The sequence below is a fragment of the Achromobacter sp. FW305-C-13 genome (genome assembly GCF_058783475.1).
On sequence record NZ_JBYSYN010000001.1, the window covers coordinates 346,276 to 370,473 of the forward strand.

The 24,198-nt window shown below is 66.6% G+C and carries 22 protein-coding genes; 7 read left to right on the plus strand and 15 right to left on the minus strand.

Annotated elements, in window-relative coordinates; all coding sequences use genetic code 11:
* Positions 1-64: 64 nt before the first annotated feature.
* From AC3WMU_RS01630 to AC3WMU_RS01650, 5 genes are all read right to left on the minus strand, one after another.
* Positions 65-1,558, minus strand: a complete 1,494-nt coding sequence (locus AC3WMU_RS01630) for an MFS transporter (protein WP_492281690.1) — start codon at positions 1,556-1,558, stop codon at positions 65-67.
* Positions 1,559-1,686: 128 nt separating this feature from the next.
* Positions 1,687-2,634 (minus strand): Bug family tripartite tricarboxylate transporter substrate binding protein, encoded by a 948-nt coding sequence (locus tag AC3WMU_RS01635; RefSeq protein WP_088588923.1) that lies wholly within the window; start codon positions 2,632-2,634, stop codon positions 1,687-1,689.
* Between the two features lie 42 nt (positions 2,635-2,676).
* On the minus strand, positions 2,677-3,948 hold the full coding sequence (locus tag AC3WMU_RS01640; RefSeq protein WP_492281691.1) for a carboxylesterase family protein: 1,272 nt from the start codon (positions 3,946-3,948) through the stop codon (positions 2,677-2,679).
* Positions 3,949-4,105: 157 nt separating this feature from the next.
* Complete coding sequence (locus tag AC3WMU_RS01645; protein ID WP_492281692.1) at positions 4,106-5,056, minus strand: adenosine deaminase; 951 nt, start codon at positions 5,054-5,056, stop codon at positions 4,106-4,108.
* A gap of 46 nt (positions 5,057-5,102) precedes the next feature.
* Positions 5,103-6,038 carry a LysR family transcriptional regulator gene (locus AC3WMU_RS01650; protein WP_424624924.1) on the minus strand — a complete coding sequence of 312 codons (936 nt, stop codon included), beginning with the start codon at positions 6,036-6,038 and terminating at the stop codon, positions 5,103-5,105.
* A gap of 159 nt (positions 6,039-6,197) precedes the next feature.
* Between AC3WMU_RS01650 and AC3WMU_RS01655 the strand changes: the two genes are divergently transcribed.
* From AC3WMU_RS01655 to AC3WMU_RS01680, 6 genes are all read left to right on the plus strand, one after another.
* On the plus strand, positions 6,198-6,905 hold the full coding sequence (locus AC3WMU_RS01655; protein ID WP_492281693.1) for a hypothetical protein: 708 nt from the start codon (positions 6,198-6,200) through the stop codon (positions 6,903-6,905).
* 69 nt (positions 6,906-6,974) lie between these two features.
* The gene (locus tag AC3WMU_RS01660) at positions 6,975-7,337 is read left to right on the plus strand and encodes an SEL1-like repeat protein (protein ID WP_006225771.1); all 363 of its coding nucleotides are present in this window, start codon (positions 6,975-6,977) and stop codon (positions 7,335-7,337) included.
* Between the two features lie 8 nt (positions 7,338-7,345).
* Positions 7,346-8,710, plus strand: coding sequence for an MATE family efflux transporter (locus AC3WMU_RS01665; RefSeq protein WP_454677363.1), 1,365 nt, complete (start codon positions 7,346-7,348; stop codon positions 8,708-8,710).
* An 88-nt stretch (positions 8,711-8,798) separates the two neighbouring features.
* Positions 8,799-10,328: a lytic murein transglycosylase gene (locus tag AC3WMU_RS01670; protein ID WP_492281694.1), complete on the plus strand. Its 1,530-nt coding sequence runs from the start codon at positions 8,799-8,801 to the stop codon at positions 10,326-10,328.
* A gap of 119 nt (positions 10,329-10,447) precedes the next feature.
* A complete protein-coding gene (locus AC3WMU_RS01675) occupies positions 10,448-11,005 on the plus strand; it encodes a GNAT family N-acetyltransferase (protein WP_006225774.1) in 558 nt (185 codons plus the stop codon).
* A 30-nt stretch (positions 11,006-11,035) separates the two neighbouring features.
* Positions 11,036-11,239: an oxidoreductase-like domain-containing protein gene (locus AC3WMU_RS01680; protein ID WP_006225775.1), complete on the plus strand. Its 204-nt coding sequence runs from the start codon at positions 11,036-11,038 to the stop codon at positions 11,237-11,239.
* On the opposite strand, the gene AC3WMU_RS01685 is transcribed toward AC3WMU_RS01680, so the two are convergent.
* From AC3WMU_RS01685 to AC3WMU_RS01725, 9 genes are all read right to left on the minus strand, one after another.
* Positions 11,214-11,651, minus strand: a complete 438-nt coding sequence (locus AC3WMU_RS01685) for an acetyltransferase (protein ID WP_006225776.1) — start codon at positions 11,649-11,651, stop codon at positions 11,214-11,216. The two genes, AC3WMU_RS01680 and AC3WMU_RS01685, sit on opposite strands and share 26 nt — an antisense overlap.
* A gap of 63 nt (positions 11,652-11,714) precedes the next feature.
* Positions 11,715-13,454 (minus strand): M14 family metallopeptidase, encoded by a 1,740-nt coding sequence (locus tag AC3WMU_RS01690; protein ID WP_454677362.1) that lies wholly within the window; start codon positions 13,452-13,454, stop codon positions 11,715-11,717.
* A gap of 71 nt (positions 13,455-13,525) precedes the next feature.
* On the minus strand, positions 13,526-14,395 hold the full coding sequence (locus AC3WMU_RS01695) for an ABC transporter permease (protein WP_006225778.1): 870 nt from the start codon (positions 14,393-14,395) through the stop codon (positions 13,526-13,528).
* A 5-nt stretch (positions 14,396-14,400) separates the two neighbouring features.
* A complete protein-coding gene (locus AC3WMU_RS01700; RefSeq protein ID WP_006225779.1) occupies positions 14,401-15,324 on the minus strand; it encodes an ABC transporter permease in 924 nt (307 codons plus the stop codon).
* Between the two features lie 150 nt (positions 15,325-15,474).
* Positions 15,475-17,007: an ABC transporter substrate-binding protein gene (locus tag AC3WMU_RS01705; RefSeq protein WP_006225780.1), complete on the minus strand. Its 1,533-nt coding sequence runs from the start codon at positions 17,005-17,007 to the stop codon at positions 15,475-15,477.
* A gap of 50 nt (positions 17,008-17,057) precedes the next feature.
* A complete protein-coding gene (locus AC3WMU_RS01710) occupies positions 17,058-18,911 on the minus strand; it encodes an ABC transporter ATP-binding protein (protein WP_035213505.1) in 1,854 nt (617 codons plus the stop codon).
* Between the two features lie 9 nt (positions 18,912-18,920).
* Positions 18,921-19,433 carry a winged helix DNA-binding protein gene (locus AC3WMU_RS01715; RefSeq protein ID WP_035213506.1) on the minus strand — a complete coding sequence of 171 codons (513 nt, stop codon included), beginning with the start codon at positions 19,431-19,433 and terminating at the stop codon, positions 18,921-18,923.
* Between the two features lie 138 nt (positions 19,434-19,571).
* Positions 19,572-21,260 (minus strand): ABC-F family ATP-binding cassette domain-containing protein, encoded by a 1,689-nt coding sequence (locus tag AC3WMU_RS01720; protein ID WP_492281695.1) that lies wholly within the window; start codon positions 21,258-21,260, stop codon positions 19,572-19,574.
* A 199-nt stretch (positions 21,261-21,459) separates the two neighbouring features.
* Positions 21,460-21,945, minus strand: a complete 486-nt coding sequence (locus AC3WMU_RS01725; protein ID WP_492282345.1) for an Lrp/AsnC family transcriptional regulator — start codon at positions 21,943-21,945, stop codon at positions 21,460-21,462.
* Between the two features lie 98 nt (positions 21,946-22,043).
* Between AC3WMU_RS01725 and AC3WMU_RS01730 the strand changes: the two genes are divergently transcribed.
* Complete coding sequence (locus AC3WMU_RS01730) at positions 22,044-23,531, plus strand: aminotransferase class V-fold PLP-dependent enzyme (RefSeq protein WP_492281696.1); 1,488 nt, start codon at positions 22,044-22,046, stop codon at positions 23,529-23,531.
* Here AC3WMU_RS01730 and AC3WMU_RS01735 read toward each other — a convergent pair whose 3' ends face one another.
* Positions 23,532-23,900, minus strand: coding sequence for a hypothetical protein (locus AC3WMU_RS01735; RefSeq protein ID WP_088589935.1), 369 nt, complete (start codon positions 23,898-23,900; stop codon positions 23,532-23,534). It abuts the gene before it with no gap.
* Positions 23,901-24,198: the final 298 nt, after the last annotated feature.

Here is a 24,198-nt window from a genome sequence, read left to right on the forward strand (position 1 = left end):
GGATGCTTAAAATCCGCTCCGTTTGATTCCGAAAGGTGGAATTCCGAACGCCGAAATCGCACGTTCAGGCGGCGTGCAGCGCGGGTTTTGCGCCGCGCGCCACGACCCACAGCAGCAAGGCTGCCACCACCGATGCACCGCCCGCGATCAGCATCGCGGCGTGAAAGCCGCCGGCCAGCGCATCGGCGAACCACGCGGCGACGCTTGCCGGCTGCTCGGGCATCACATGCCGCGTGACGGCGGCGCGCGCCACGCCGTGCGCATCGCTGACGCCGGCGTGGGCGAGCGTGCGCGTCAACGCGTCGACCGCGCGCCCGCTCATCAGTGCGCCCAGCAGCGCGATGCCGATCGTCATGCCCGTCTGGCGCAGCGCATTCATGGTGGCGGACGCCATGCCCGAGCGTTCGCGCGGCACCGTGGCCATGACCGCCATGCTGGTCGACGGCACCGCCAGCCCCATGCCCAGGCCCAGCATCACCATCAGGGATCCGGTCTCGAGCCAGGGCGTGTGCGCCTCGAACCGCATCATGCCCAGCATGGCCACGCCGATCAGGCCATAGCCCGCGACCATCAGCCGCGGCAGGCCGAAGCGAACATTCAGGCGGCCGAACACCGTGGACACCAGTCCGGCCGCGACGAACTGCGGCGCCATCCGCCATCCCGCCGCCAGCGGCGACAGGCCCTGCACATGCTGCAGATACAGGGAAAAGAAGAACAGGCTGCTGTAGCCGGAAAAGCCGAGCACGAAAGACGCGAAGTTGGTGGTGGCAAAGCCGGTGTCGCGGAACAGGGCCAGCGGCAACAGCGGCCGCGCCGCGCGATGTTCGACGACGAGGAATGCGGCCAACCCCACGGCCGCCACGCAAAGAGAGGCCATCGCGTCCACCGCCCCCCAGCCGTGTTCGCCCGCGGCGATCAGGCCGTACGTCAGCGCGCCCAGCCACACCACGCTCAGCGCCTGGCCCGCCGGATCGAATGCCGCGTGCTCGGGGTTCGCGCTTTCCTGGATGCCCCATGCGCCCAGCGCGATGGCCAGCGCGCCGACCGGCAGGTTGATCAGGAAGATGCTCTGCCAACTTAGATGCGCCACCAGCAGGCCGCCCAGCATCGGCCCCACGATCAGGGAAATCGCATTGCATGACGCCCACACACCGATTGCCTGCGCACGGGCCTTGGGATCGGGAAACGCTTGCGTCAGCAGCGACAGCGCGCCGGGGATCAGCAGCGCGCCCGCCACGCCCTGCACGGCGCGCCCGGCCAGCAGCACGGGCAGGGTGGTCGCCCACCCGCACAGCGCCGAACCCACCGTGAACAACAGCACGCCCGCCAGCCACGAACGCTTGCGGCCATAGCGGTCGCCCAACGGCCCCGCCGACAGCATGAAGGCGGACAGGAACAGCGCATAGGCGTCCACCACCCATTGCAGGCCTGCCATGTCGATCCGCAGCGCGGCCTGCATGGTCGGCAATGCTACGTTGACGATGCTGATGTCCAGGATGGTGATGAAGCTGCCCAGGTTGACGGCCAGGACGAGGGCGCGGCGGCGGGAGGGGTGCATGGAAGAAACCGGCTAGGGAAAAGATCATTCTAATTATCGACTGACCGTCGGTCAATTGAAAAGAACGCATTCTCGATACCATCCGGCAAGCGCCGCCACCGGTGCGGCGCTTGCCAAGGGGGTGACGCCTATTGCAGCTTGATGCCCAGTTCCTTGATCAGCGGCGCCATCTCGGTCCGGTCTGCGTCGATCGTGGCGCCCAGTTCCTCCGGCGTGCTGCCGATGGGGATCATGCCCAGCGTCTGCATCTGCGCACGCATCGCCGGGTCTTTCAGGATGTCGGACACCGACTTCTGGATCAGCGCGACGCGGTCCTTGGGAACGCCGGCGGGCGCCATCAGCCCGATCCAGGGTTGCGGCGCATAGTCCAGGCCGGACTCTTTCAAGGTCGGCGTGTCGGGCAGGCCGCCGAATCGTTCCGGGCTGGTGATGGCCACCGCGCGCAGGCGGCCGCTGTCGATCAGGCCCTTGGCGCTGGAGGGCGCGTCCAGGCCCACATCCAGCTGGCCCCCGATCAGGTCGTTCTGCGTCTTGCCGGACGAGGACGACGGCACGTACAGCGCCTTGATGCCGGCGCGCCGGGCTGTCTGTTCCCACACCAGATGAAACGCCGTGCCGATCGAGAACGAGCCCACGCTCAGGTTGCGCGCGCGGCTTTCGCGCACGAAGTCTTCCCAGGTCTTGATCGGGCTTTCCTTGGCGACGATGAAGATGAACGGGGTGCGCGCCACCAGCGAAATCGGCTGCAGGTCCTTTTGCGTGTCGAAGGGCAGGGCATCCACGGCGAACGGCACGATCGTCACGGTGGACGCCACCACCATGCCCAGCGTGTAGCCGTCGGGCGCGGACTTGACCAGGGCGCTGGTGCTGATGATGCCGGAGGCGCCTGGCCGGTTCTCCACCACCACCGGCTGCCCCCAGGCGGCGCCCAGCTTGCTGGCCAGCACGCGCAGCATCACGTCCACCGGTCCGCCGGGCGGGTTGGACACGATGATCTTCACCGGCTTGTCGGGATACGCGGCCGCGGCGGCCAATGGCGTGACCAGCGCGAGGGCCAGCGCAGTTTGCTTGAACATGAAATTCCCCTTGTGTTGTTGGTGTGTGCGTTGGCCGCGGAATCAGGCCTGGATGTGCTGGTGTGGCGCCATCGGCCAGCCGGGCGCATCGCCCCGGATGAAGGCGATCCAGGCGTCCTGGGTGCGGCGCGTCAGTTGGGCGGCGTGGGCCTCGGGCAATCCGGCAAGCATGGGGGCGGCCGCAAAGGTGTCCACGGTGTCGAAGACGAACGGCAGTTCGATGCAGTGGCAGGCGCCGAAGCGCGCGGTCGGCGCGACGTCGAAGCGCGCCAGCCAGGCTTGCCGGCCTTGCGCAACGGCGTCCTCGGCCCATTGGCGCGAGGGCGCGCCGAAGACCTGCTCGCCCACCTGCAGGCCGTCCGCATCGGCCGTGTGGCCGGGAAAGGCGGCCATCTCGTCGCGGGTATAAGCCACCAGCACGTCCGCGCGGGAGGCGCCCTGCTTCAGCGCAGGCGCGATGTCCTGCGGCAGCACCTGGCCGTCAAGCACCGGGCAGAACTGGCTGCGGCTGCTGCCTTCGGCGCGCAGCACGTCCTGCACGGCAGGGGCTTGCTGCGCCGCGAGCAGGGCGGACACCGGCAAGCCGCGTGCCGCGTCCAGAGAGTCGACGCCTGCGGCTTGCAGAAACGCCTGTCCCAGCACGTCGGCCTGCGCGGCGCTGCGAAAGCCGCGCCCCAGCGCCGCGCTTTGCAAGATGACGCGCGAGAAGCGGGGTTGCCGCGCCAGCATGGCGCAGATCGAGGACGCGCCCGCCGACTGGCCCATGACCGTGATCCGTTCAGGGTCGCCGCCCAGGTCCTCGATGTTCTCCAGCACCCAATCGATGGCCGCTTCCTGGTCGAGCAGGCCCATGTTGGCCGTTTGCGCGGGCACGTACAGCCAGCCCAGCGCGGCCAGGCGGTAGTTGACGGCCACGACCACCAGGTCGCCCCGGGCCGCCAGGCGCGCGCCGTCGTACCAGTCCAGCGCGCCGCCGCCGCTTTGCCAGGCGCCGCCGTGCAGCCACACCACCACGGGCCGCCGCGCGCGGTCCGCGCCGGGCGTCCACACGGTCAGGTGCAGGCAGTCTTCGGATTGCGGGGCATCGAAATCGCCCATGGCGCCGCGCAGCCGCGAGGGCAGTTGCGGCGCCACGGGACCCGGGCGCGCGGCGTCGAACTCGCCGCGCCATGCCGCGGGCTCCGGCGGCGCGAAGCGCAGGTTGCCCACGGGCGCCTGCGCATAAGGAATGGCGCTATAGCGGCAGATGCCGCCCGCATCGCGCATGCCAGTCAGGGTGCCGGCCCGCAGCACCGCCTGAACGGGTTGATTCATATCCTGCCCCTTGCATCGTTGTCGTGCGGCCGGCGTCCGGAGGGCGCCGCAGCCGTGGGGCTATGGTAGGGACGATCGGGGCAGGGCAGCCATGCCGGTTTTGAACATTGCCATGCGCAACCCGCATGGCCGGGGCGTTGCAGGGTTCACGTGCCGCCTATTTGGCGATTCGGGCGTCCAGGCTGTTGTCGGCCAGCGCTTGCGCCTGCGCCTGGGTCATGCCCAGGTGCTCGTACAGCGCATGGAAGTTCTCGTTGACGTAGCCGCCGAAGTAGGCCGGATCATCGGAATTGACGGTGACCTTCACGCCCGCGTCCAGCAGCGTCAGGATGTTGTGGTCGCGCATGTGTTCAAACACGCGCAGCCGGGTGTTGGACAAGGGGCAGACGGTCAGCGGGATCTGTTCGTCGATCAGGCGGGCGATCAGGTTCGGGTCTTCGGCGGCGCGCACGCCGTGATCGATGCGCAGTACCTTCAGCAGGTCCAGCGCTTCCCAGATGTACTCGGGCGGACCTTCCTCGCCCGCATGGGCCACGGCCGGCAGGCCTTCCGCGCGGGCGCGGTCGAACACCCGTTGGAACAGACGCGGCGGGAAGCCCTTTTCGCTGCTGTCCAGGCCGACCGAGATGAAGGCGTCGCGAAAGGGCAGGGCCTCGTCAAGGGTGCGCATGGCCTGCTCTTCGGGCAGGTGGCGCAGAAAACTCAGGATCAGGCCGCTGGTCACGCCCAACTGCTTGCGGCCGTCATCCAACGCCTGGCGGATGCCGTTGACCACAACGGCGAATGGCACGCCGCGGTCGGTATGGGTCTGCGGGTCGAAGAAGGGTTCGGTGTGCACCACGTTCTGCTCGCGGCACTTCAGCAGATAAGCCCAGGTCAGGTCGTAGAAGTCCTGCTCGGTGCGCAGCACGTCCGCGCCCAGGTAATACAGGTCCAGGAATTCCTGAAGGTTGCCGTAGTTGTAGGCGCCGCGCAGGGCATCGATGTCGGGCCAGGGCAGCGCCACGCCATTGCGTTGCGCCAGCCGGAAGAGCAGCTCGGGTTCCAGCGAGCCTTCCAGATGCAGGTGCAGTTCCGCCTTGGGCAATGTGTTGAGCCAGTCGTACATGGGTGCTCCGATAAAAATGGGTGATGCAAAGGCAGAGGCCGTGCGCCTACGCGGCCAGTGCGATGTTGTCTGCCTGGATGGCGCGTTCGACCTGCTCGGTGAAGGCGCGGGCCTGCAGCGTACTGGGGCGGTCGCGGCGCCAGATGGCAGCCAGGGGCGATTTTCCGATGGCGGGGCGGGCCGGCAGCACGAAGAGTTCGCCGCGGGCCTGGCGCACGGCGGCCACGCTGCCCGGCAGCATCCATAGATACTGCCCATCCAGCAGTATTTCGCGGCCGAATTCCAGGGATAGGGCGCCGATCATATCCGGAATCGCCAGTCCGGCCTTGCGCAGGGACATTTCCAGTTCGCCCCGGATGCGGCTGCCCGGCAGCGCAGTGATCCACGGGTAGGCCACATAGTCCGCCAACGTGGTGCCGGTGCGCCCCGCCAGCGGATGGCCGGTGGCGCAGGCCAGCACCACTTGGTCCTCCAGCAAGGTAGTGGAACGGTAGATCTGCGGATTGACCGTGGACGAGAAGCGGCTGATCAGCACGTCCACGCCGCCTGCGTCCAGGTCTTCAATCAGGCGTTCGTGCGTGCCGATCTCGATAGTCAGGGTGATGCGCGGATAGGCTTGCCGAAAGGCGCGCGCGGCCTGGGCGACCGGCCAGCCGGCGAACATCGAAAAGCACCCTACGGTCAGGCTGCCTTCGTCGCCGCGCGACATGGCAGCCAGGTCGATCTCGGCTTTACGGAAGTCGGTCAACAGCAGGCGGGCATGCCGGCACATGGCCTCGCCCAGCGGCGTACAGGTGGTGCCCTTGGCTGTGCGTTCGAAGAGGCGGGCGCCCACCAGCTCTTCGATCTCGGCGATCGCGCGCGACAGCCCGGACTGCGTGCTGTGCAACTGCGCCGCCGCCTTGGACAGGTTGCCCAATTCAGAGACGGTCAGCACGATTTCCAGGTGCCGGATGCGGAGCTTGCCTCGGAAGGGTGTCATGGCGCGCGGTCGGAGGGGATGTGCCGATTATTCTCCCGCGCCGGGCGCTTGGCAACGACGGCGCGGGATTCGGATATAGTTCGTCGCCAGGCAAAACAACGAATAACGCGGGGCACGCCAGTGGGAGCGGCCCGCAAGCCGGCTCGTAGGGAGACAGTCATGAATGCAGCGGTATTGGGCGCGCGACGGACGATCCGGCTTGCCGGCGCGGGGCTGATGGCGCTGGCCTTGAGCGCATGCGGCGTCGCCAAGGTGGACGAGGTCTCCGTCAAGTGGCCGCCCTTCCGGGACGGTACGCCCGTAGTGCTGCCGTCGGACCCGACGCAATGCCCGGATTTGACGGGCACGTACCAGGCGCAGGGCGAATACCGCTCGGGCGACCGCGAAGCAAAATCCTTGAACGATTTGCGCAATTTCCTCATCTACCCGCTGGATCTTCAGGGCATGCGCGACCCTGTGCTGCCCGAATGGCAGTCGACGCCCGCAGCGACCGTGGCCTTCACGCGCGCGGCGGGCGGATGGGACGTGCTGGCGCTTGACGGGCGTGGGGCACGGTCGGCCGCATATCTGCCTGAGCTGAATGGCGCGCAGGATACGGCCGCCCTGGCTCACGATGCCAGGGCCGGCGTGCCGGACGGCATTCGCCGGCACACCGGTTGCGCGCAGGGCCGGCTGTGGGTCAGCGTGCGGCACGATTGGCGCCAGTACGAATCCATGGGCGTGCGGCGGCATGTGGCGCTGTTTCGCCCCGAGGCCGGCGGCCTGCTGGTGACCGTGCGGAGCGAATCCGATTCCATTGGCCTCTTGCCCTGGTATTCCAACGAAGGCCGTGTGTTCCAGTATTGGTTCGCGCCGGCCGCGCGGTAAGCGCGGTTCCTGTTGCCGGCTTGTCTTTCACGTTCGGGCGGCTGTGGTCGCCCTCAACCTACGCTATCCATGAGCCGTAAAAGCCTGTCCATCTCTATTGTCTTCCTGCTTGTCGCCTTGATGCTGACCGCATTGTTCTGGCGGCATCAGTTCGCGCACACGCCGCCTTCGCTGCGCCATCAGGTCGAGGGGGAATTGAGTGGCGACACGCACATCTACGGCGAGTCGCCGCGCCAGGACGCCATGGCCCAACGCGCCTTGCTGGCCGACGCGCAGCGCGGCAATCCTGGCGCCCAGTTCATGCAGGCCATGATGCTTGAGCCGGTCGATAGGGAGGCCGCGCTGCGCTGGTACGAGGCGGCAGCCTCGCAAGGGTACGAAGACGCCATCGAGCGTTTGCGGCAGCTGCGCGAGCAGCCTGCGCTGCGGTAGGGCGGGCCTTGGACGCTCCTGCCGCCGATCCGCGCGCCCGCTTCGTGTCCGGGCCCCTGGGCCCGCATGTGCTGGAAATGATCCTGACGGGCTGGGCCAGCATGCTGGCCGTCTTCGCGGTGGAATTCCTGTCGCTGTTTTACCTGGGCACGTTGAAAGATGAAGCCGTGCTGGGCGCGGTCGGTTTCGGGTCGATGACGCAGTTCACGATCACGTCGGTGTGCATCGGCGTCACCGTGGGCGGCGCGGCGCTGGTGTCGCGTGCGTTGGGGTCCGGCAATGCGCGGCGCGCGCGGACGCTGGCCGGGGCGTCGCTGATCCTGATGGCGGGATCGGCGGTGGCAGCCGGCGCAATCTTCCTGGCGGCGATCGGGCCGTTTACCGCGGCCATCGGCCTGGCGGAAGACGTGCGTGGCCACTTGCTGTCGTATGTGCTGATCACGACGCCCTTCGCGGTGGTGATGGGGGTGGGCATGATGCTGTCGAACCTGCTGCGCGCGGCGGGTCACGGCCGCCAGTCCATGTGGGTGCTGCTGGCGGGCACCGCCACGGTGGCCGCGCTGGATCCCATCGTCATTTTCGTGCTGGATGGCGGCATGGAAGGCATCGCCTGGGCAAGCGGCGTGGGCCGCCTGGCCACGGTGGCGCTGGGCGCATGGCTGGTGTTGCGCAAGCATCGTCTGGTGGCCTGGCCGGCATGGCGCGCACTGCAGGCCGACCTTGCGGCAATCGGCAAGATTGCGCTGCCTGCTGCCCTGACCACGCTGGCTACGCCCGCGGCGGTGATCTTCACCGTCTCGACGTATGCGGGCTTCGGCCCCAGTGTCATGGCGGGCGCCACGGTGGTGGACCGTGTGCTGCAATTGGCCTACTCGCTGTTCTTCGTGCTGCCCGGCGCCATCGGCCCCATTCTTGGGCAGAACCTGGGTTCGGGGCAGTGGGAGCGAGTGAAACAGACGGTCAGGCTGACCGCGCGCTGGGCGTTGTGCTACGGCTTTGCCGCGGCCACGGTGCTGGCGGTGTTGGCGCCCTGGGTGCCGGACGTGTTCCAGGTTACGGGCCCGGGCCGCGACCTGATCATTTTCTTCTGCCGCTACGGCAGCTTCGCCTGGGCGGTGAACAGCCTGTTCTTCGTGTCGATCGCGGTGTTCAACAACCTGGGCTACGCCACCTATTCCACGGTCATCGGCTGGCTGCGATCCACCCTGGGCACCTTGCCGTTCGTGTGGCTGGGCGCGCACTACGGCGGGCCCGAAGGGGTGATGCTGGGGCAGAGCCTGGGCTTTGCCTTGTTCAGCGTGATTGCCATGGTCGTCTGCCTGCGCGTGCTGCGCGAGCCGCCGGCCGCGCTGTTGGCCAAGCGGGGCGCCTAGCGCCAGGTTGCGGTTCGACGGCGCGCGGTTCGATTTCGGCGGCTGGTCGCGGTACGATCCTGCCTGACTTCGATTTTTCAGGATTACCATGCGCCAGCGTTCCTCAGGCCCTCGAATCGATACCTTTTCCCGCGCCTTGCTGGCTGCCGCCGTGATGGCGGCAGCCGCCAGCGCCGCCCACGCGCAATCGCCCGAGTCGGCGACCGGTTCGCGCGTCCAATCGCCCGCCCCGGCGCCGGTGCAACCGGCCTTGACGCCCAAGCGCTCCTTCGACGATGTGACGGCCGCGCAAGAGGCGGCGAAAAAGCCCGCGGCCACAGAGGTTCCGGCCGCCACGGCGACCCCGGCCCCGGCCCCGACCCAAGTACCCGCCGCGACGGCCACAACGGAGCCTGCCGCGGCGCCCACGGTCATCATCCCGACCGAACTGGACACCAAGGCGTGCATCGCAAAGCTGCGCAAGGGCGCCACGGCAAACGGCCTGACGGTGGCCGACTGGGACAAGTACACCGCCAACGCCAAGCTGTTGCCGACGACCGTGGCATCCGCCAAGGGCCAGCCGGAAGGGCGCGAAAGCTGGTGGGACTACATCGCCAAGACGGTCGACGATGAACGCGTCAACGACGGCCGCGCCGTGATGAAGAAGGTCGGGCCGCAACTGAATGCGATCGGCCAGCAGTATCAGGTGGATCCGGCCACGCTCGTCGCCATCTTCGGTATCGAAACGAACTACGGCCGCCAGATCGGCAAGACCGACGTGCTCAACGCCTGGTTGACGCGCGCCTGCACCGAAAACAAGACGCTGTGGGAAAAGAACGCCTACGCCTCGGTGCGCCTGCTGCGCGACGGCACGGTCCCCGCCGACAGTTTCGTGGGTTCCTGGAGCGGCGCATTCGGCATGACGCAGTTCATCCCGACCTCGTTCTATGAATTGGCCGCGGACGGCGACGGCGATGGCCGCATCGACCTCTACAACTCGCTGCCCGATGCGCTGGCCTCCACCGCCAACCATTTGCGCAAGCGCCGCGCCAAGTGGACGCATGGCCTGCCGGCTGTCGTGGAAGTGCGCGTGCCGGCTGAAATCGCCGCCGCGATTCCGCCCGAGCCCGATGCGGAGTACGTGGGTTCGCAAGACCGCCGCAGCATCGCGCAATGGGCCCAGGCAGGCTTGAAGCAAGGCGACGGCTCGGTGCTCAAGCTGCCGTCGGGCAACGACGAGCAGGCCTATCTGTTTGCGCCCACCGGCGCCAAGGGCCCGGTGTTCCTGGCCACGGTGAATTTCGACGCCATCCTGCATTACAACCAGTCGCGCCGCTACGGCCTGGCCGTGTCGCTGCTGCTGAACCGCTTGCAGGGCGGCCCTGGCATCGTCGCGGCCTGGCCCACGGACGATCCCGGCCTGTCGCGCGCCGAGATCAAGCAACTGCAGGAAGACCTCTATGGCCGCGGCTATGACATCGGCGTGGCGGACGGCATTCCCGGCGCCAAGACCCGCGACGCGGTGCGCGCCGAGCAAGAGCGCCGCAACCTGCCGCAGGACGGCCGCGTGGGCAAGCGCATTTTCGACATCCTGAAGGCTGATCCACCGTTGGCGGCGCGCGCGCTTCCGCCCAAGTAAGCCGGGTACCGTTTTCGGCTTCGACGGCGGCGTAAGACACGGGTCGCACCGGCAGACAGGATGCCGGTAGCGGCCCGGCGACGCTATGATGGAGCCGTCACCTCATAGGCCCGTTTGTCATGCCGCAATCCGTGTTTCCTGACATTTTCCTGACTCCCCGGCTGCGCGCGCAGCGCATGCGGCAGGGGCATCTGCCGTTCATCACCGACATGCACGCCAACGCCGATCTGATGGAGACGATGGGCGGCACGCGTGATGCGGCCGCCAGCCGGCTCTACGTGGCGCAGAACGTCTCGCATTGGGACGAGTACGGGTATGGCATGTATGTGCTGGAAGATCGCCACACGGGTGCGCTGGCGGGCCGTGCCGGCCTGAAGTACACCGTGTCCGGCGACTACGGCGCCATCGAGCTTGCCTACGCCTTCCAGCCCGACTGCTGGGGGCAGGGTTACGCGGGCGAGATCGCCGCCTCGCTGATCGAAATGGGGTTCGAATTGTTGCCGGTGGACGTACTGTCAGCCGTGGCGCTGCGCTCCAATGCGGCGTCTCGCCGCGTCATGGAAAAGACCGGCTTGCGGTATGTGGGCGAAACGGGAGGCGACGATGCCAGCGCCAAGGTCCGCTATGAAATCCGGCGCAGGGAATGGCGGGCCGCCCACGCGCCAGCCAGTGCCTGAGGGCGGGCGGATCGGCGCTAACATTGCGTCATGAGCACGACGATCCTTCCCGAAGACAACGACCCGCAGCCCGTTCCGCCGGAGCGCCCCGCGCCCGAGGAATGCTGCAACAGCGGTTGCATCCCCTGCGTATACGACCGCTATGACGAGGCCATGGAAGCCTACCGCGAGGCGCTGAAAGCCTGGCGCGCCCGCCACGAAGTGCAGGTCAACCCGCCAACTTCATGTGGATGATCGGGAACGGTCGGCCCGCGTCGTCTTGGGCCGACCTGCCCACGTCTTCGAATCCGTAGTGCTTGTAGAAGCCGTGGGCTTGCGGGTTCTGTTCGTTCACATCCACCAGCAGGGTGCCGTGCAGCGAACGCGCGAAGTTCAGCAGCCGGCGGCCGGCGCCTTTGCCGCGCTTGTTGGCGTCCACGAACAGCATTTCCACCTTGTTGCCGGACAGGCCCATGAAACCGGCGAGTTCACCGGCATCGTCTTCACAGACCCACACGCGTACCGATGGCAGGTAGGTGTTGAGCACCTGCGGATACATGGCCTGGATTTCTTTTTCGGTCAGGAAGGAATGCGTGGCGCGCACTGAACGGAGCCAGATGTCCGCCAGGACCAGGTCGTCGCCGTGATTGCGTTCTCGGATATTCATTTTCTTATTGATTCTGTTTGTCCAAAGGCGCCGCGGTCCTTGGCCGCCGCGCCTTCATCCTGCCTACAGTCCTGAACGGTACAGCTCGGTAGCCGCCAGGACGGTTTCCATTTGCACAGTATGCGCGAAAACAAAGCGGTCGCCGTACACGGTTTCATCCGGAAACTCCGAGATCAGCGCCAGCGGCAGCTCTTCGCGATCGCTCTCGGTGATCTGCACCGGAATGCCGTTCAACACGTCGAAGCCGGATTCGAGCGCGTGCGCATGAAAGAGTTCCAACTGGCGCGCATTGAATTCCACCAGCCCCGGTACATTGCGGGCCAGCCGGGCCGTCACGCCCTCGATCAGGCGGCGCGCGCGTTCGCTCCAGCCCGGATGATGGCGCAACACCAGGAAGAAGCCTTTGGGGACCGTCCACAGTTCGAAATTGCGGGGTAGGTAACCGGATAGCGGACGCGTCCATTCATGCGCGGGGTAGCCATGCAGGTTGATGTGCAACTGCGCGCCGCTGATTGCGTGGGCCTGGTGGCGGCCGTCGCGTTCGAAGAATGGGGCGTGTTCGCGGTAGGCGATGTCGTCGCCCAGGGCGCTGTAGCGCGACGCGTGCAGCATGTGGCGCGGATGGTGTTCGCGCAGGCGGTTAAAGAGCGCGTAGCCATCCGGGTTCTCGGCGGCGATCAGCGCAAAGTGGGCGTTGCCGCGGGCGGCCAGCGTCTGCGCCGCGCGCAGGGCGCCCACGACGCCGGAGGTTTCGTTAGCGTGCTGCGCACCGGAAATGAAGACGGCGGGGCCGGGGCCGCGCACATAGGTGCCCAGCACCGGGCGGCCCTGGCGGGAGACGGCCTGGAATGCATCGCCGCCGAACGCCGCCATGCAGCCGGCGATCTGGCCGGCCGTCAGAGGTTCACGGCGCTGGTCCAGCGCGGCGTCAAGCGGCGAGGCAACAACGGGCGCCGGCGCCTCGAACGGTTCGACCGAAATCTGCACGCGCGCGGCGCCGTCATGGCGGCGGATATCGGGAATGATCTGCCCGGGCTGCAGGCCGCGGTCGCCGGAGGGGCGGCCGGAGTGGTGCTGGAAATGTTCCAGCAACGAAAAATACACATCCTCGTGCAGCGCTTCGAAGGTGCTGACGATTTCTTCGTCCACGGGCAGGGCGAAGTCCATGCCCGGCAGGTCGACGCGGATTTCCAGGCGGTCGAAATACGGCTCGTGCGCACCCCAGGGGTGGTTGCGCACGGTGTCGACGATGCTGCGGAACACTTGCTGGTATTCGGTGGCCTGGGCGGCGTCGGTCTGCACCTGGCCGTCGGCGTCGCGCACCCGCAGCCAGCCGGTGGGCGACAGTTCAGGCTTGCCGTCCTGGGCCTGGCCCAGCTGGTTGGGGGCGAAGACGCGCGTCTCTACCTTGCGGCCATCGGCGTAGGTCAGCGTGACGTCATAGTGCAGGTCGGATGCGCCGGCCTGCATCACCACGCGCACGCCTTCCATCAGGGCGACCAGCGGGTAGGCTTCCAGCGTGAAGCGCTTGGCCTGGGCATGCTCGTGCAACGGGTAACGCACGAGGGCGGACACGAGGCCCTCGCGTTCGACGTCTTCCAGGAAGAAATGCACCAGCGGTTTGTACGCGCTGCGAAAGCGCGCCGTCACACCCGCCTGCGCCAGTCGGGCTTCCGCCGCGCGGCGGGCGTCCACGCCCTCAAACAGCCAGCCTTCCACGACCGCCCCGCGCCAGGCGGGCGCCATGTAGGCGTGGGTCCAGGCGTCCAGCGTGCGGTCGAATGTTTTTTCCAGCAAAGACATGCTTTGTGTTCCTTCGGAGTTCTTTCGTCATCCGGCAATGGGAAAAATGCCCCTTGCGGGGCATTTGTGCTTTACACCTTACCGGTGGGGTCCAGGCGGTCTCGCAGCCAGTCGCCAAGCAGGTTCAGGCCCAGTACGGTCAGCATGATCGCCAGGCCCGGGAAGACGCTGACCCACCATGCGGTCTGCATGTAGGTGCGGCCATCTGCAAGCATACCGCCCCAGCTGGGGATCATCGGATCCACGCCCAGGCCCAGGAAGGTCAGGCTGCTTTCCAGCAGGATGTTGTTGGCCACGTTCAAGGTCATCAGGATCACCAGCGGACCCAGCAGATTGGGCACGATGTGGTGGCGGATCATCGCCAGATCGCGCACGCCAAAGGCGCGGGCGGCCAGCACGAACTCGCGTTCACGCAGCGCCAGGACCTGCGCCCGCACCAGGCGCGCATATTGCACCCATTGCGACACGATCATGAAGAAGATGACGTTGAACAGCCCGCCGCCCAGGATGGCGATGAACGTGATCGCCACCAGGATGAAGGGCAGCGCCAGCTGCACGTCGGCGAAACGCATGACGATCATGTCCCAGAAGCCGCGGTAGTAGCCGGCGATCAGACCCATGATGATGCCCAGCAGGGCGCCGCCCAGGACGGACGCGAAGCCCACCATCAGCGAAATCTTGCCGCCGACGATCACGCGGGCCAGCACGTCGCGGCCCAGCGGGTCGGTGCCGAACGGATGTGCGGCCGACGAGAAGGGCGCCATCAGGCGGGCGGCCAGGTCCATCGATTCGCCGCCGTCCGGGAACAGCCAGCCGGAGGTCAGCACCAGCAGGACCATGACGCCGGTCAGCAGGGCGCCCAGCACGAATTCCAGCGAACGGTAGCGGCTGCGCGGCTTGAAGGGCTTGGGAGCGGCGGCGGTGGGGGTGGTTGTCTGCATGATGCTTACCGCGTGCGGATACGGGGATCGACGATGCCATAGGCGATGTCGACGATCAGGTTGACCAGGACGATGACGGTGGCCAGCACGGTGACCGTGCCTTGCAGCACCGGGTAGTCGCGGCCGGAAATGGCGTCGAACGCCAGCGTGCCCAGGCCGGGCCAGTTGAACACCATCTCGATGACGACGATGCCGCCGATCAGGCCGCCGAACTGCAGGCCCAGGTAGGTGATCAGCGGAATCGCGCAATTGCGCAGCGCGTGCTTGTACAGCACCACGCGTTCCTTCAAGCCCTTGCTGCGCGCCACCATGATGTATTGGGCCGACAGCGTTTCCAGCATGGTCGTGCGCACCAGGCGGATATTGGTGGCGCTGAGGATGATGGCCATCGTCAAGGACGGCAGTATCAGGCTGGCCGGACCGCTCCAGCCCGAAGGCGGCAGCAGCGGGAACGTGATCGACAGCAGCAGCACCAGCATCAGCGCCAGCCAGAAGTTGGGGAACGACAGCCCCACCAGCGACAGGATACGGATGGCCTGGTCGGTGGTCTTGCCGCGCTTGATGGCCGCCTGGATGCCCAGCGGCAGCGAGATCAGGATCGAGAAGATCAGCGACGTGAAGGCCAGCATCAGCGTCGCGGGCAGCGCGTCGCCGATCAGCTTGGCGACCGACGTGCCGCCCATGAAGCTGCGGCCGAAGTCGCCGTGCAACAGGCCCTGCATGTACGACAGGTATTGCTCGTGGAAGGGGCGGTTCAGGCCCAGCGCCTGGCGGATGTTGGCCAGGTCCTGTTCGGTGACGCTGCCCGAGCCCTGGCTGAGCATCAGCGCGGGGTCGCCGGTCAGGCGCACGGCATAGGAGACAAGCAGCGTCACGGCGACGATCACGAAGACCGCCTGCAACACGCGTTTAATGAGAAATCCGGTCATAAGGCGCCGCCCCGGCTTGCGCCGGGACAGGTCGGTAATGTTATTGCTTCACAAGGGGCACAGTGCCAGTGGGATGCCAAGGAGCCGGCTCCGCCGGTCCTTAGGCATGCCCCCTTGAGGGGGAAGCGCGTGAGCGCTTCGGGGGTGGGTTCAATCTACGCTGGCTTCAAGGAAGCGGAAACGGATGTCGCCGGGGACTTCCAGGTTCTTCACGCGCTTGTTCACGCCCACGATCGTGTTCAGGCTGTACAGCGGCAGTTCCAGCGCCTGGTCGGCCACGTAGCCGGCAATCTCCTGCAGCATGGCTTCGCGCTTCTTCACGTCGTAGACGGTGCGTTGCGCTTCCAGCATGCCGTTGAGCTTGGCGTCGTTGTCGTACGGGTTCCACTTCTGGCCCGTGTGGTACATCAGGTAGGCGGTGTTGTCGTAGTCGTACGTCCAGCCGCCCCACTGGTTCTGCCACATTTCGCCCGTCTTGCCGCCCGGGATGATGTCATTGAGCAGCACGCCGGTTTCGTACGGCTTGATGGTCGCGCGCACACCCACGGCTTGCAGGTAGCCCGACACGGCCTGGGCCACTTCGCGGAAGTTCGAGTCGCTGCCGCGCACGTCGATCTGCACGGTGGCGCCCGGCTTCACGCCGGCCGCGGCCAGCAGCTTCTTGGCTTCGGCGGGGTTGAACGGCAGGGGCTTCTGTTCGGGGTTGTAGCCGAAGGACTGCGGGCCCTGGAAGCTGGCGATGACCTTGGCCTGGCCCAGCAGCAGCTGCTTGACGATGGCTTCGCGGTCGACGGCCATGATCAGCGCACGGCGCACGTCGCGGTTCTGGGTGATGCCGCCCTTGGTGTTGTAGCGCAGGGCGAAGGCCACGGGGCCGCCGGTCGAGATCACGTCGGCGTTGCCGGACTTCTTCACGGTGTCGATCAGGCCCAGCGGGATCAGCGTGGCGATGTCGATGCGGCCGGCTTGCAGCTCGGCGACCTGGGTGCCGGGTTCGCCGATGAAGCGGTACACGACCTTGTCCAGCTTGGGCTTGCCGCCCCAGTATTCGTCATTGCGCGCCAGCGTCACATTGACCTTGGGCTGGTAGCTTTCGAACTTGAACGGGCCGGTGCCGACCGGGTTCGTGTTGAAGAAGTCTTCGCCCTTTTCCTTGATGTACTTCGGCGGCACGATCATGGCGCCGTAGCCGGCCAGCTTAGTCAGCAGCACGGGGTCGGGTTGCTTCAGGATGAAGTCGACGGTGTGCTCGTCCACGACCTTGACCTCGCCGATCGAGTCGTAGTTGGACTTTTGCGGGCCCTTGGCGCCTTCCGCGCCCAGCAGACGGTCGAAGGTGAACTTCACCGCTTCCGCGTTGAAGGGTTCGCCGTTGTGGAACTTGACGCCTTCGCGCAGCTTGAAGCGCAGGCGCTTGTTCTCGTCCAGGTATTCCCAGCTGGTGGCCAGGCCCGGCTGCAGCTTCAGGTCGGCGCCGCGCATCGTCAGGCCGTCGTACAGGTTGCCGCCCACGGAACCCCAGAAGGTCACGAAGGTGTCGATCGGATCCCAGCTGCCCGGGTCCTGGTTGATGGCCACGCTGAGCGTGCCCGCGGCATGCGCGGTCGAGAAGACGGCGGGCAGCGCGCCGCCCAGCGCCAGGGTCAGGGCGGCGGCGGTGAAGGTGGTGCGTAGGGATTGCATGTTCGCTCCAGGGACGGGAAGTCGGGTCGGGCCGAGGGAAAAAGGGGGATTCAAGCCGCCCGGGCCACTTGGTGGCCGGGCGCGAATTCGATCAGGGGGATGATGGCGGGTTCGTCGCCCACGCGGCGGACCGGGCTGGGAATTTCGCCTTCGATCAACGACGTGTCGATGTGGCGGCCGGGTTCAGCGACCGGCACCGCGGCCAGCAGCTTGCGGGTATAGGCATGTTGCGGCGATTCGAAGATCTGGCGGCGCGTGCCCAGTTCCACGATCTGGCCCAGATACAGCACCGCAACGCGGTGGCTGACCTTTTCCACCACCGCCATGTCGTGCGTGATGAACAGGTAGGACAGGCCGCGGTCTTTTTGCAGGTCCATCAGCAGGTTCAGGATCTGCGCCTGGATGGACACGTCCAGCGCCGACACGGATTCGTCGGCGATGATCAGTTTGGGGTTGCTGGCCAGGGCGCGCGCGATGCAGACGCGCTGACGCTGGCCGCCCGAGAATTCGTGCGGATAGCGCTTGGCGTGTTCGGGCTTCAGGCCCACCTGCTCAAGCAGTTCGCCCACGCGGCGGGCAATGGCGGCGTCGCCGGCGAGGAGGCCGTGCGTACGGATGGGTTCGGCGATGCTGAACTCCACCGTCTTGCGCGGATCCAGCGACGCGTAGGGATCCTGGAAGATGTACTGGATTTCCTGGCGCAGGCGCTGGCGGCCCGCGGCGTCCATCGAAAAGATGTCCTGGCCGTTGTAGCGCACCGCGCCGGAGGTCGGGGCCACGAGCTGCTGCAGGGTCTTGCCAATGGTGGATTTGCCGCTGCCCGATTCGCCCACCAGCGCGAGCGTTTCACCCGGGTAGACGTCAAAGCTCACTTCTTCCACGGCATGCACGCGGTGCGTGACGCGGCCGAACAGGTTGTGGCCCACATCGAAGCGGGTGGTCAGTTTTTCAACGCGCAGCACCGGTTCGTCGTAGCGCGCCGTGTCCTGTTCGCGCGTTTCGCCCACTTCGCGCAGGGTGTCGCCATCCAGCACGGTCTGCGGCGTGCGCAGCGGCAGGTCGCTGCCGGTCAGGCTGCCCAGCCGCGGCACGGCGGCCAGCAGCGCGCGGGTATAGGGATGCTTGGGCGCGTTGAAGATCTCGTCGACGGTGCCTTGCTCGACCTTCTTGCCGCGCAGCATTACGACCACGTCGTCGGCCATTTCGGCCACCACGCCCATGTCGTGCGTGATGAAGATGACGGCAGTGCCCAGGTCGCGCTGCAATTCGCGGATGGTGTTCAGGATCTGCGCCTGGATGGTCACGTCCAGCGCGGTGGTTGGTTCGTCGGCGATCAGCAGGCGCGGCTGGCACGACAGGGCCATCGCGATCATCACGCGCTGGCGCATGCCGCCGGATAGTTGATGCGGATAGCGGTCCAGCAGTTGCTCGGCGTCCGGCAGGCGTACCTTCTCAAGCAGCTTGCGCGCCGATTGGCGGGCGGCGGACCGGGACAGCTGCTGGTGCAGCATGATGGCCTCGACGATCTGGTCGCCGATCGTGAAGACCGGGTTCAGCGAGGTCATCGGTTCCTGGAAGATCATCGCGATGTCGTTACCGCGGATCGCGCGCATCTGCTCGTCGGTGGCCTTCGTCAGGTCGGTCTCGCGGCCATCGTTGTCGCGGAACAGGATCTGGCCCGTGGCGATGCGGCCGCTCGTATAGTCGGTCAGCCGCATGATCGCCATGGACGTGACGGACTTGCCCGAGCCCGATTCGCCGACGATTGCCAGCGTCCTGCCGGGCCGGACATCGAAGTCCAGGCCGTCGACGGCGCGGAACACGCCGTTGTCGGTATTGAAATCAACCGATACGCCGCGTACGGACAGCAACGGGGCGGACGAAGAGGCAGTAGTGCTAGACAACGTGGATTCTCACAGCGAGGTGGCGGCGCGGGCAGCCTGGTCATACAGGCCCGACAGGGTGCGCAGGGTGTTGGCCAACTGGTGGTTGGCGTCGTCTGCGGCGGGGGAGTCGATGAACGATTTGACGAGGCATTGCTCGCGCACTTCGGCGTAGCGCTGGATCGCGGCGGCGCCGGCTTCGGTGGTCGTGTAGATCACTTCCTTGCCCGTCTTGGCGCTTTGGACCACGCCCAGCCGTTCCAGCTTCTTCAGCGAATAGTTCACCAGGTGGGTGTCTTCGACATTCAGCGTGAAGCAGATGTCCGCCAGCTTCTTGCCTCGGCCGCGATGGAACACGTGGTTGAGCACCAGGATGTCCAGCGAGGTCAGTTCGGGCAAGCCGGCGCACGCCATGCAGCGCACCATCCAGCGGTTGAAGGCGTGGGACGCGATGATCAGGCCGAATTCCACCTCGGACAGCTCCGGGGCGGACGAGGCGAGATGGGCGGAGGAAACAATGGCGTCCCGGACGGATACGGACATGGACAAGGTAGCTGAGGGACGGATCGATGACAAAATGTTGGCGAATTATTGACGATTTGTCGATATGGAGGCATTCGGGATAACCCGCAGGAATAAGGCAGGCCCGCGTGATCGCTGTCAGTTGTTTGCCGCCGCCGGCTAGTCCCGTTCCGTCAGGCGCCACCCGGCCGGCGTCCACGTCAGCGTATGCGTTGGCGCGATCGCCTCCAGGAAGGCCGCGTCATGCGACACCACGGCCATGGCGCCGGGGTAGTCCGCTAGGGCGTCTTCCAGCGCCTGCGCGGATGCAAGATCCAGATGGTTGGTGGGCTCGTCCAACAACAGCAGTTGGGCCGGCTGCTGGCGCCACAGGGCGCAGGCCAGCGCTGCCTTGATGCGTTCGCCGCCGCTGAGTGTCGCGGACGGCGCCTGCACCTGCGCGGCACCCAGTCCCAGCAGCGCCAGGCGGCTGCGCAGTTCGCCTTCCGGCAGCGCCGCGCCCGACGTGTCCAACGTCTGCAGCAGCGAACGGTCCTGCGGCAGCCCTGACGCACGCTGGTCCAGTCGGGCCGTGGGGACGCGGACGTCGCACACGCCCCGTTGCGGCGCCAGTTCGCCCGCCAGCATCGCCAGCAGGGTGCTCTTGCCGCAGCCGTTCGGTCCCTGGACCGCCAGCCTGAACGGGCCGGAGAGCGTAAGGCTCACCGCGCGGGCGTCTTCTGGATAGGGCGCAATGGCGTCCTCCAGATGCAAGACCCGGCGGCCGGTCGGCACCGCCGTCTGCGGCAACGCCAGCGCCACGTCCGACGATGGGGCCACACGGGCCACGGCGGCGTTGACGGCTTGATCCAGGCTGGCGCGGGCTTGCTCGCGGCGCAAGCGTTCCCGACCCGCATGCCCTTCGGCGTTTGCCTTTTTCATGCCCAGCAGGATGGGCGCCTGATTGGTGTCGCGCGCCTGGCGAGCGTGGCGCGCGTTGCGCTGCTGCTGCGCATCGTGTTGCTGGCGCAAGGCGCGCAGGCCGGCGTCGCGTTCGTGGCGGGCATGGGCCAGCGCGGCTTCAGCGGCCGCGGCTTGCCGGTCGTGCTGCTCACGCCACGCGCTGTAATTGCCGGCGTGCCCGGCCAGCGTGCCGTGCGCCAGTTGCACGATGTGCGACATGGCGTCCAGCAGGGCGCGGTCGTGGCTGACGACGATCAGGCCGCCGCGGAAGGCGGCGATCCGCTCCATCAGCCAACCGCGTGCACGCGCATCAAGGTGGTTGCTGGGTTCGTCCAGCAGCAGGCCGTCGGGGGCATGCAGCAGGGCGCCGGCCAGCGCCACCCGGGTCAGCTCGCCGCCGCTTGCCGCGCTGGCGGGATGCTCGGGCGCCCAGGCGGGCAGGCCGGCGTCCGTCAGCATTCGCGCCCATTCCTCGCGGATCAGCCAATGGCCGTCGGCCAGATCGAAGTCTTCTTGCCGCGCGCTGCCGGATTCCAGATTCGAGAGCGCGCGCAGGATCGCGGCGATGCCGGCCACGTCGGCCAGTGTCACCCCGGTTTCACGGGGCAGCGTCTGGGGCACGTAGGCGATCTGCCCGTGGCGCACGATGCGGCCGGACTGCGGCGGGAATTCACCGTGCAGCAGCCGCAGCAGCAACGATTTCCCCACGCCGTTGCGGCCGATCAGGCCGTGGCGCGCCGTGGCGAAGTCGTGGCTGATGTCATCCAGCAGCACGCGGCCATCGGGCAGCACGTGGCTCAGGTGGTGCAGGCTGAGAAAGGGCGAGGCCGCGGGCGGTTGGGGGTTCGCCGACGTCGGCGAATTGGGGGAATGCGCCTGAGGCGGCGCGTGCAATGACTGGGCCATGGAAAGCTCTCCGGGTCGGTGAGACGCCTTTTCCGCGTGTTGCGGCAAGGAGGATCAGGGGGAGGGCTTAAAGAATCATGGCCGGTCGGGGCTCCGCGATGGGGACGAATGGGAAGTTCGAGCCAGGGGGCTCGGGAAAGTTCCCATTATGGCCCGGCTTGCGATCCGACGCAGGCCGGCCACGATTGGGGGGAGGGCATCAGCCCTCCAGCATCCTGAGGTCGGGCGGCCGGTTCTCGATGATGGCCTCCATGGCAAAGAACCCGGTTACCGTCGATAACTCGAAATCCGTGATCAGCTTCTGGTAGAACCGGTCATAGCCCGCCATGCCGCGGCAGACCACCTTGATCAGGTAATCCCAGTCCCCGCCGATGCGGTAGAACTCGGTGACCTCTGGCAGGCGTTCAACGTGCTGGCGAAAGCCGTCGGCCCAGGCCTTGGCGTGGTGGCTGGTGCGGATCATCACAAACACCGTCAAGTCCAGGCCCAGCGCCACCAGGCTGACCTCGGCCCGCGTGCCGCGGATGATGCCGCAGGCATTCAAGCGCTGCAGCCTGCGCCAGCAGGCGTTCTGCGATAAACCCACCCGATCCGCCAGCTCGCGCTGGGACAGCGCGCCGTCTTTTTGCAGGCAGCTGATGATACTAAGATCAAACTTATCTATTTTTTCCATTTGTTCGATCATATGATCTATTTTGGCGTGTTTTTCGCAAAATATCGGTGATGTTTCTTCATGCCGTTCCATCGTATGATATTTCGGTACTTACCGGAACCCGCATCATCATGAATACGCCCGTCGCGACCCGCCCCGCCAAGCCCAGCCTCCTGCAGCAGTTCCAAGACAGCCTGAAAGCCGGGGATGCCGCGGCGGCGCTCGCCGAAGGGCTCATCGGCAAGGATGCCGTTATCGAAGGCCCGTTCGGCGTCAAACCGCTGGTCTACGCCGACTATGTCGCGTCGGGCCGCGCCCTCATGCAGGTCGAGCGCTTCGTCCTTGAACAAGTGCTGCCGTACTACGCCAACTCGCACACCGAAGCTTCCTTTTGCGGCGGATTCATTACGCGACTGCGCCGCGAAGCGCGTGCTGTGGTCGGCCGGTGTTGCGGCGCGAGCGACGCGCATGCGGTGATTTTTGCTGGCTCTGGCGCAACGGCAGGCATCAACCGGCTGGTGCACCTGTTCGGCGTGCACGCGGCCATCGCGGCCGGCCGCAAGGTCCGCGTGATCATCGGCCCGTACGAACACCACTCGAACATCCTGCCCTGGCGCGAATGCGGCGCCGACATCATCGAATTGCCTGAAAGCCCCGAAGGCGGACCGAGCCTCGCCGAATTGGCTACCGCTTTGGAAGCGCCCGACGGCACGCTCGTCGTCTGCGCCTTGTCGGCCGCCTCGAACGTGACCGGCATTGTGGCCGACGTACCCGCCATCACGCGGCTGGTGAAGCGGTCGGGCGCAAAAATGCTGTGGGACTACGCGGGCGGCGCGCCGTACCTCTCCATCCAGATGTCGCCGGCGGCCGATGCGCAAATCGATGCCATCGTGTTCTCGCCGCACAAGTTCATCGGCGGCCCGGGCGCATCCGGCGTGCTGATCGTGCGGCACGACGCCGTGGCCGAGAGCACGCCCACGTGGCCGGGCGGCGGCACCGTCAAATTCGTGTCCCCTGCCGGCCACGATTACAGCGGCAGCCTGGAATCGCGTGAAGAAGCGGGCACCCCCAACGTGGTCGGCGACATCCGCGCCGCGCTGGTCCTGCTGGTCAAGGAAGCCTTGGGCGCTGAATTCATGCGGCAACGCAACGCCCACTTCGTGCAGCGGGCGCTTGCCGCCTGGCGCGGAGCAGAACACCTGGAACTGCTGGGGTCGCTGACGGCGAACCGCCTGCCGATCTTTTCCTTCCGTGTGCGTAACGGCAAGGGCGGCTTCGTGCATCAGCAACTGGTGACCCGCATGCTGAGCGACCGGTTCGGCATCCAGGCCCGCGGCGGCTGCGCGTGCGCCGGGCCCTATGTGCATCGCCTGCTGGACATCGACGAGGCCCAGTCGCAACAGATGCGCCAGGCCATTCTTGATGGCCGCGAAATCGAAAAACCCGGGTTCATCCGATTGAATTTCAGTGCGCTGCTGTCCGATGCCAAGGCGGACTTCATCCTGGAATCGGTGCTGGCGCTGGCCGCGGACGCCGCGGATTTCGAAAACCTGTATGGCTTCGATCCCAGCCGTGCCATCTTCTTCCCGAAAAGCGCAGAGCTGGCCGTCGCGGCCTGATCAGTCTTTCATCTGCGGGCCGCAGGTCCGGATCCAGGCGGCCTTCAGATCGGTCAGGTCGTCGGACGCCCGGGTCAGCGTCTTGACCACCTGATCCGAAAAGGCCGCGCCCTGGCGGCGGCAGGCCTCGAAGTCATCGCTGAGCGCAAAGCGCGCATCCAGCAAATCCAGGCGGCCTTGGCACAGGTCGCGATTCAACTGCAGATCGTTGGACGCCTCGCGCGTGCGCTGGATGTCTTGCGCGCGCTTGATGCTGGCCAGCCCGGCGTCGATCCGGGCCACGCAGTCGTCTGCGGCTTGCGCGGATGCGCCCGCGAAGGCGGCGATGATCAGGAGGGCGGCCAGGGGCCGGCGGTGCAATGCTGCCATACGGTAAGACCTTGGTATTGCGCTGAAGATGCTCCGCATCATAACTGCTGCGAAAACGCGTCCGGCATGTTGCGGCGCGGGCGTTGCCACTGCATGGAAACTGGGAGGGACCTGCTCTCGCTTGAGGGCCGCGCACTCTTAGGCCGCGCCATCGATTCGGCAATAGGGTGCCGCTCAGGCAAGCACCAATTCTTTTCAGTAATCGTACAATCCCGCTCAGTCGAAATCGGGGGGTGCAATGGTTTACCGGGTTGAATATTCCAAGGTGGTCGAACTATTCGAGAGTGCTGGTGTGCAC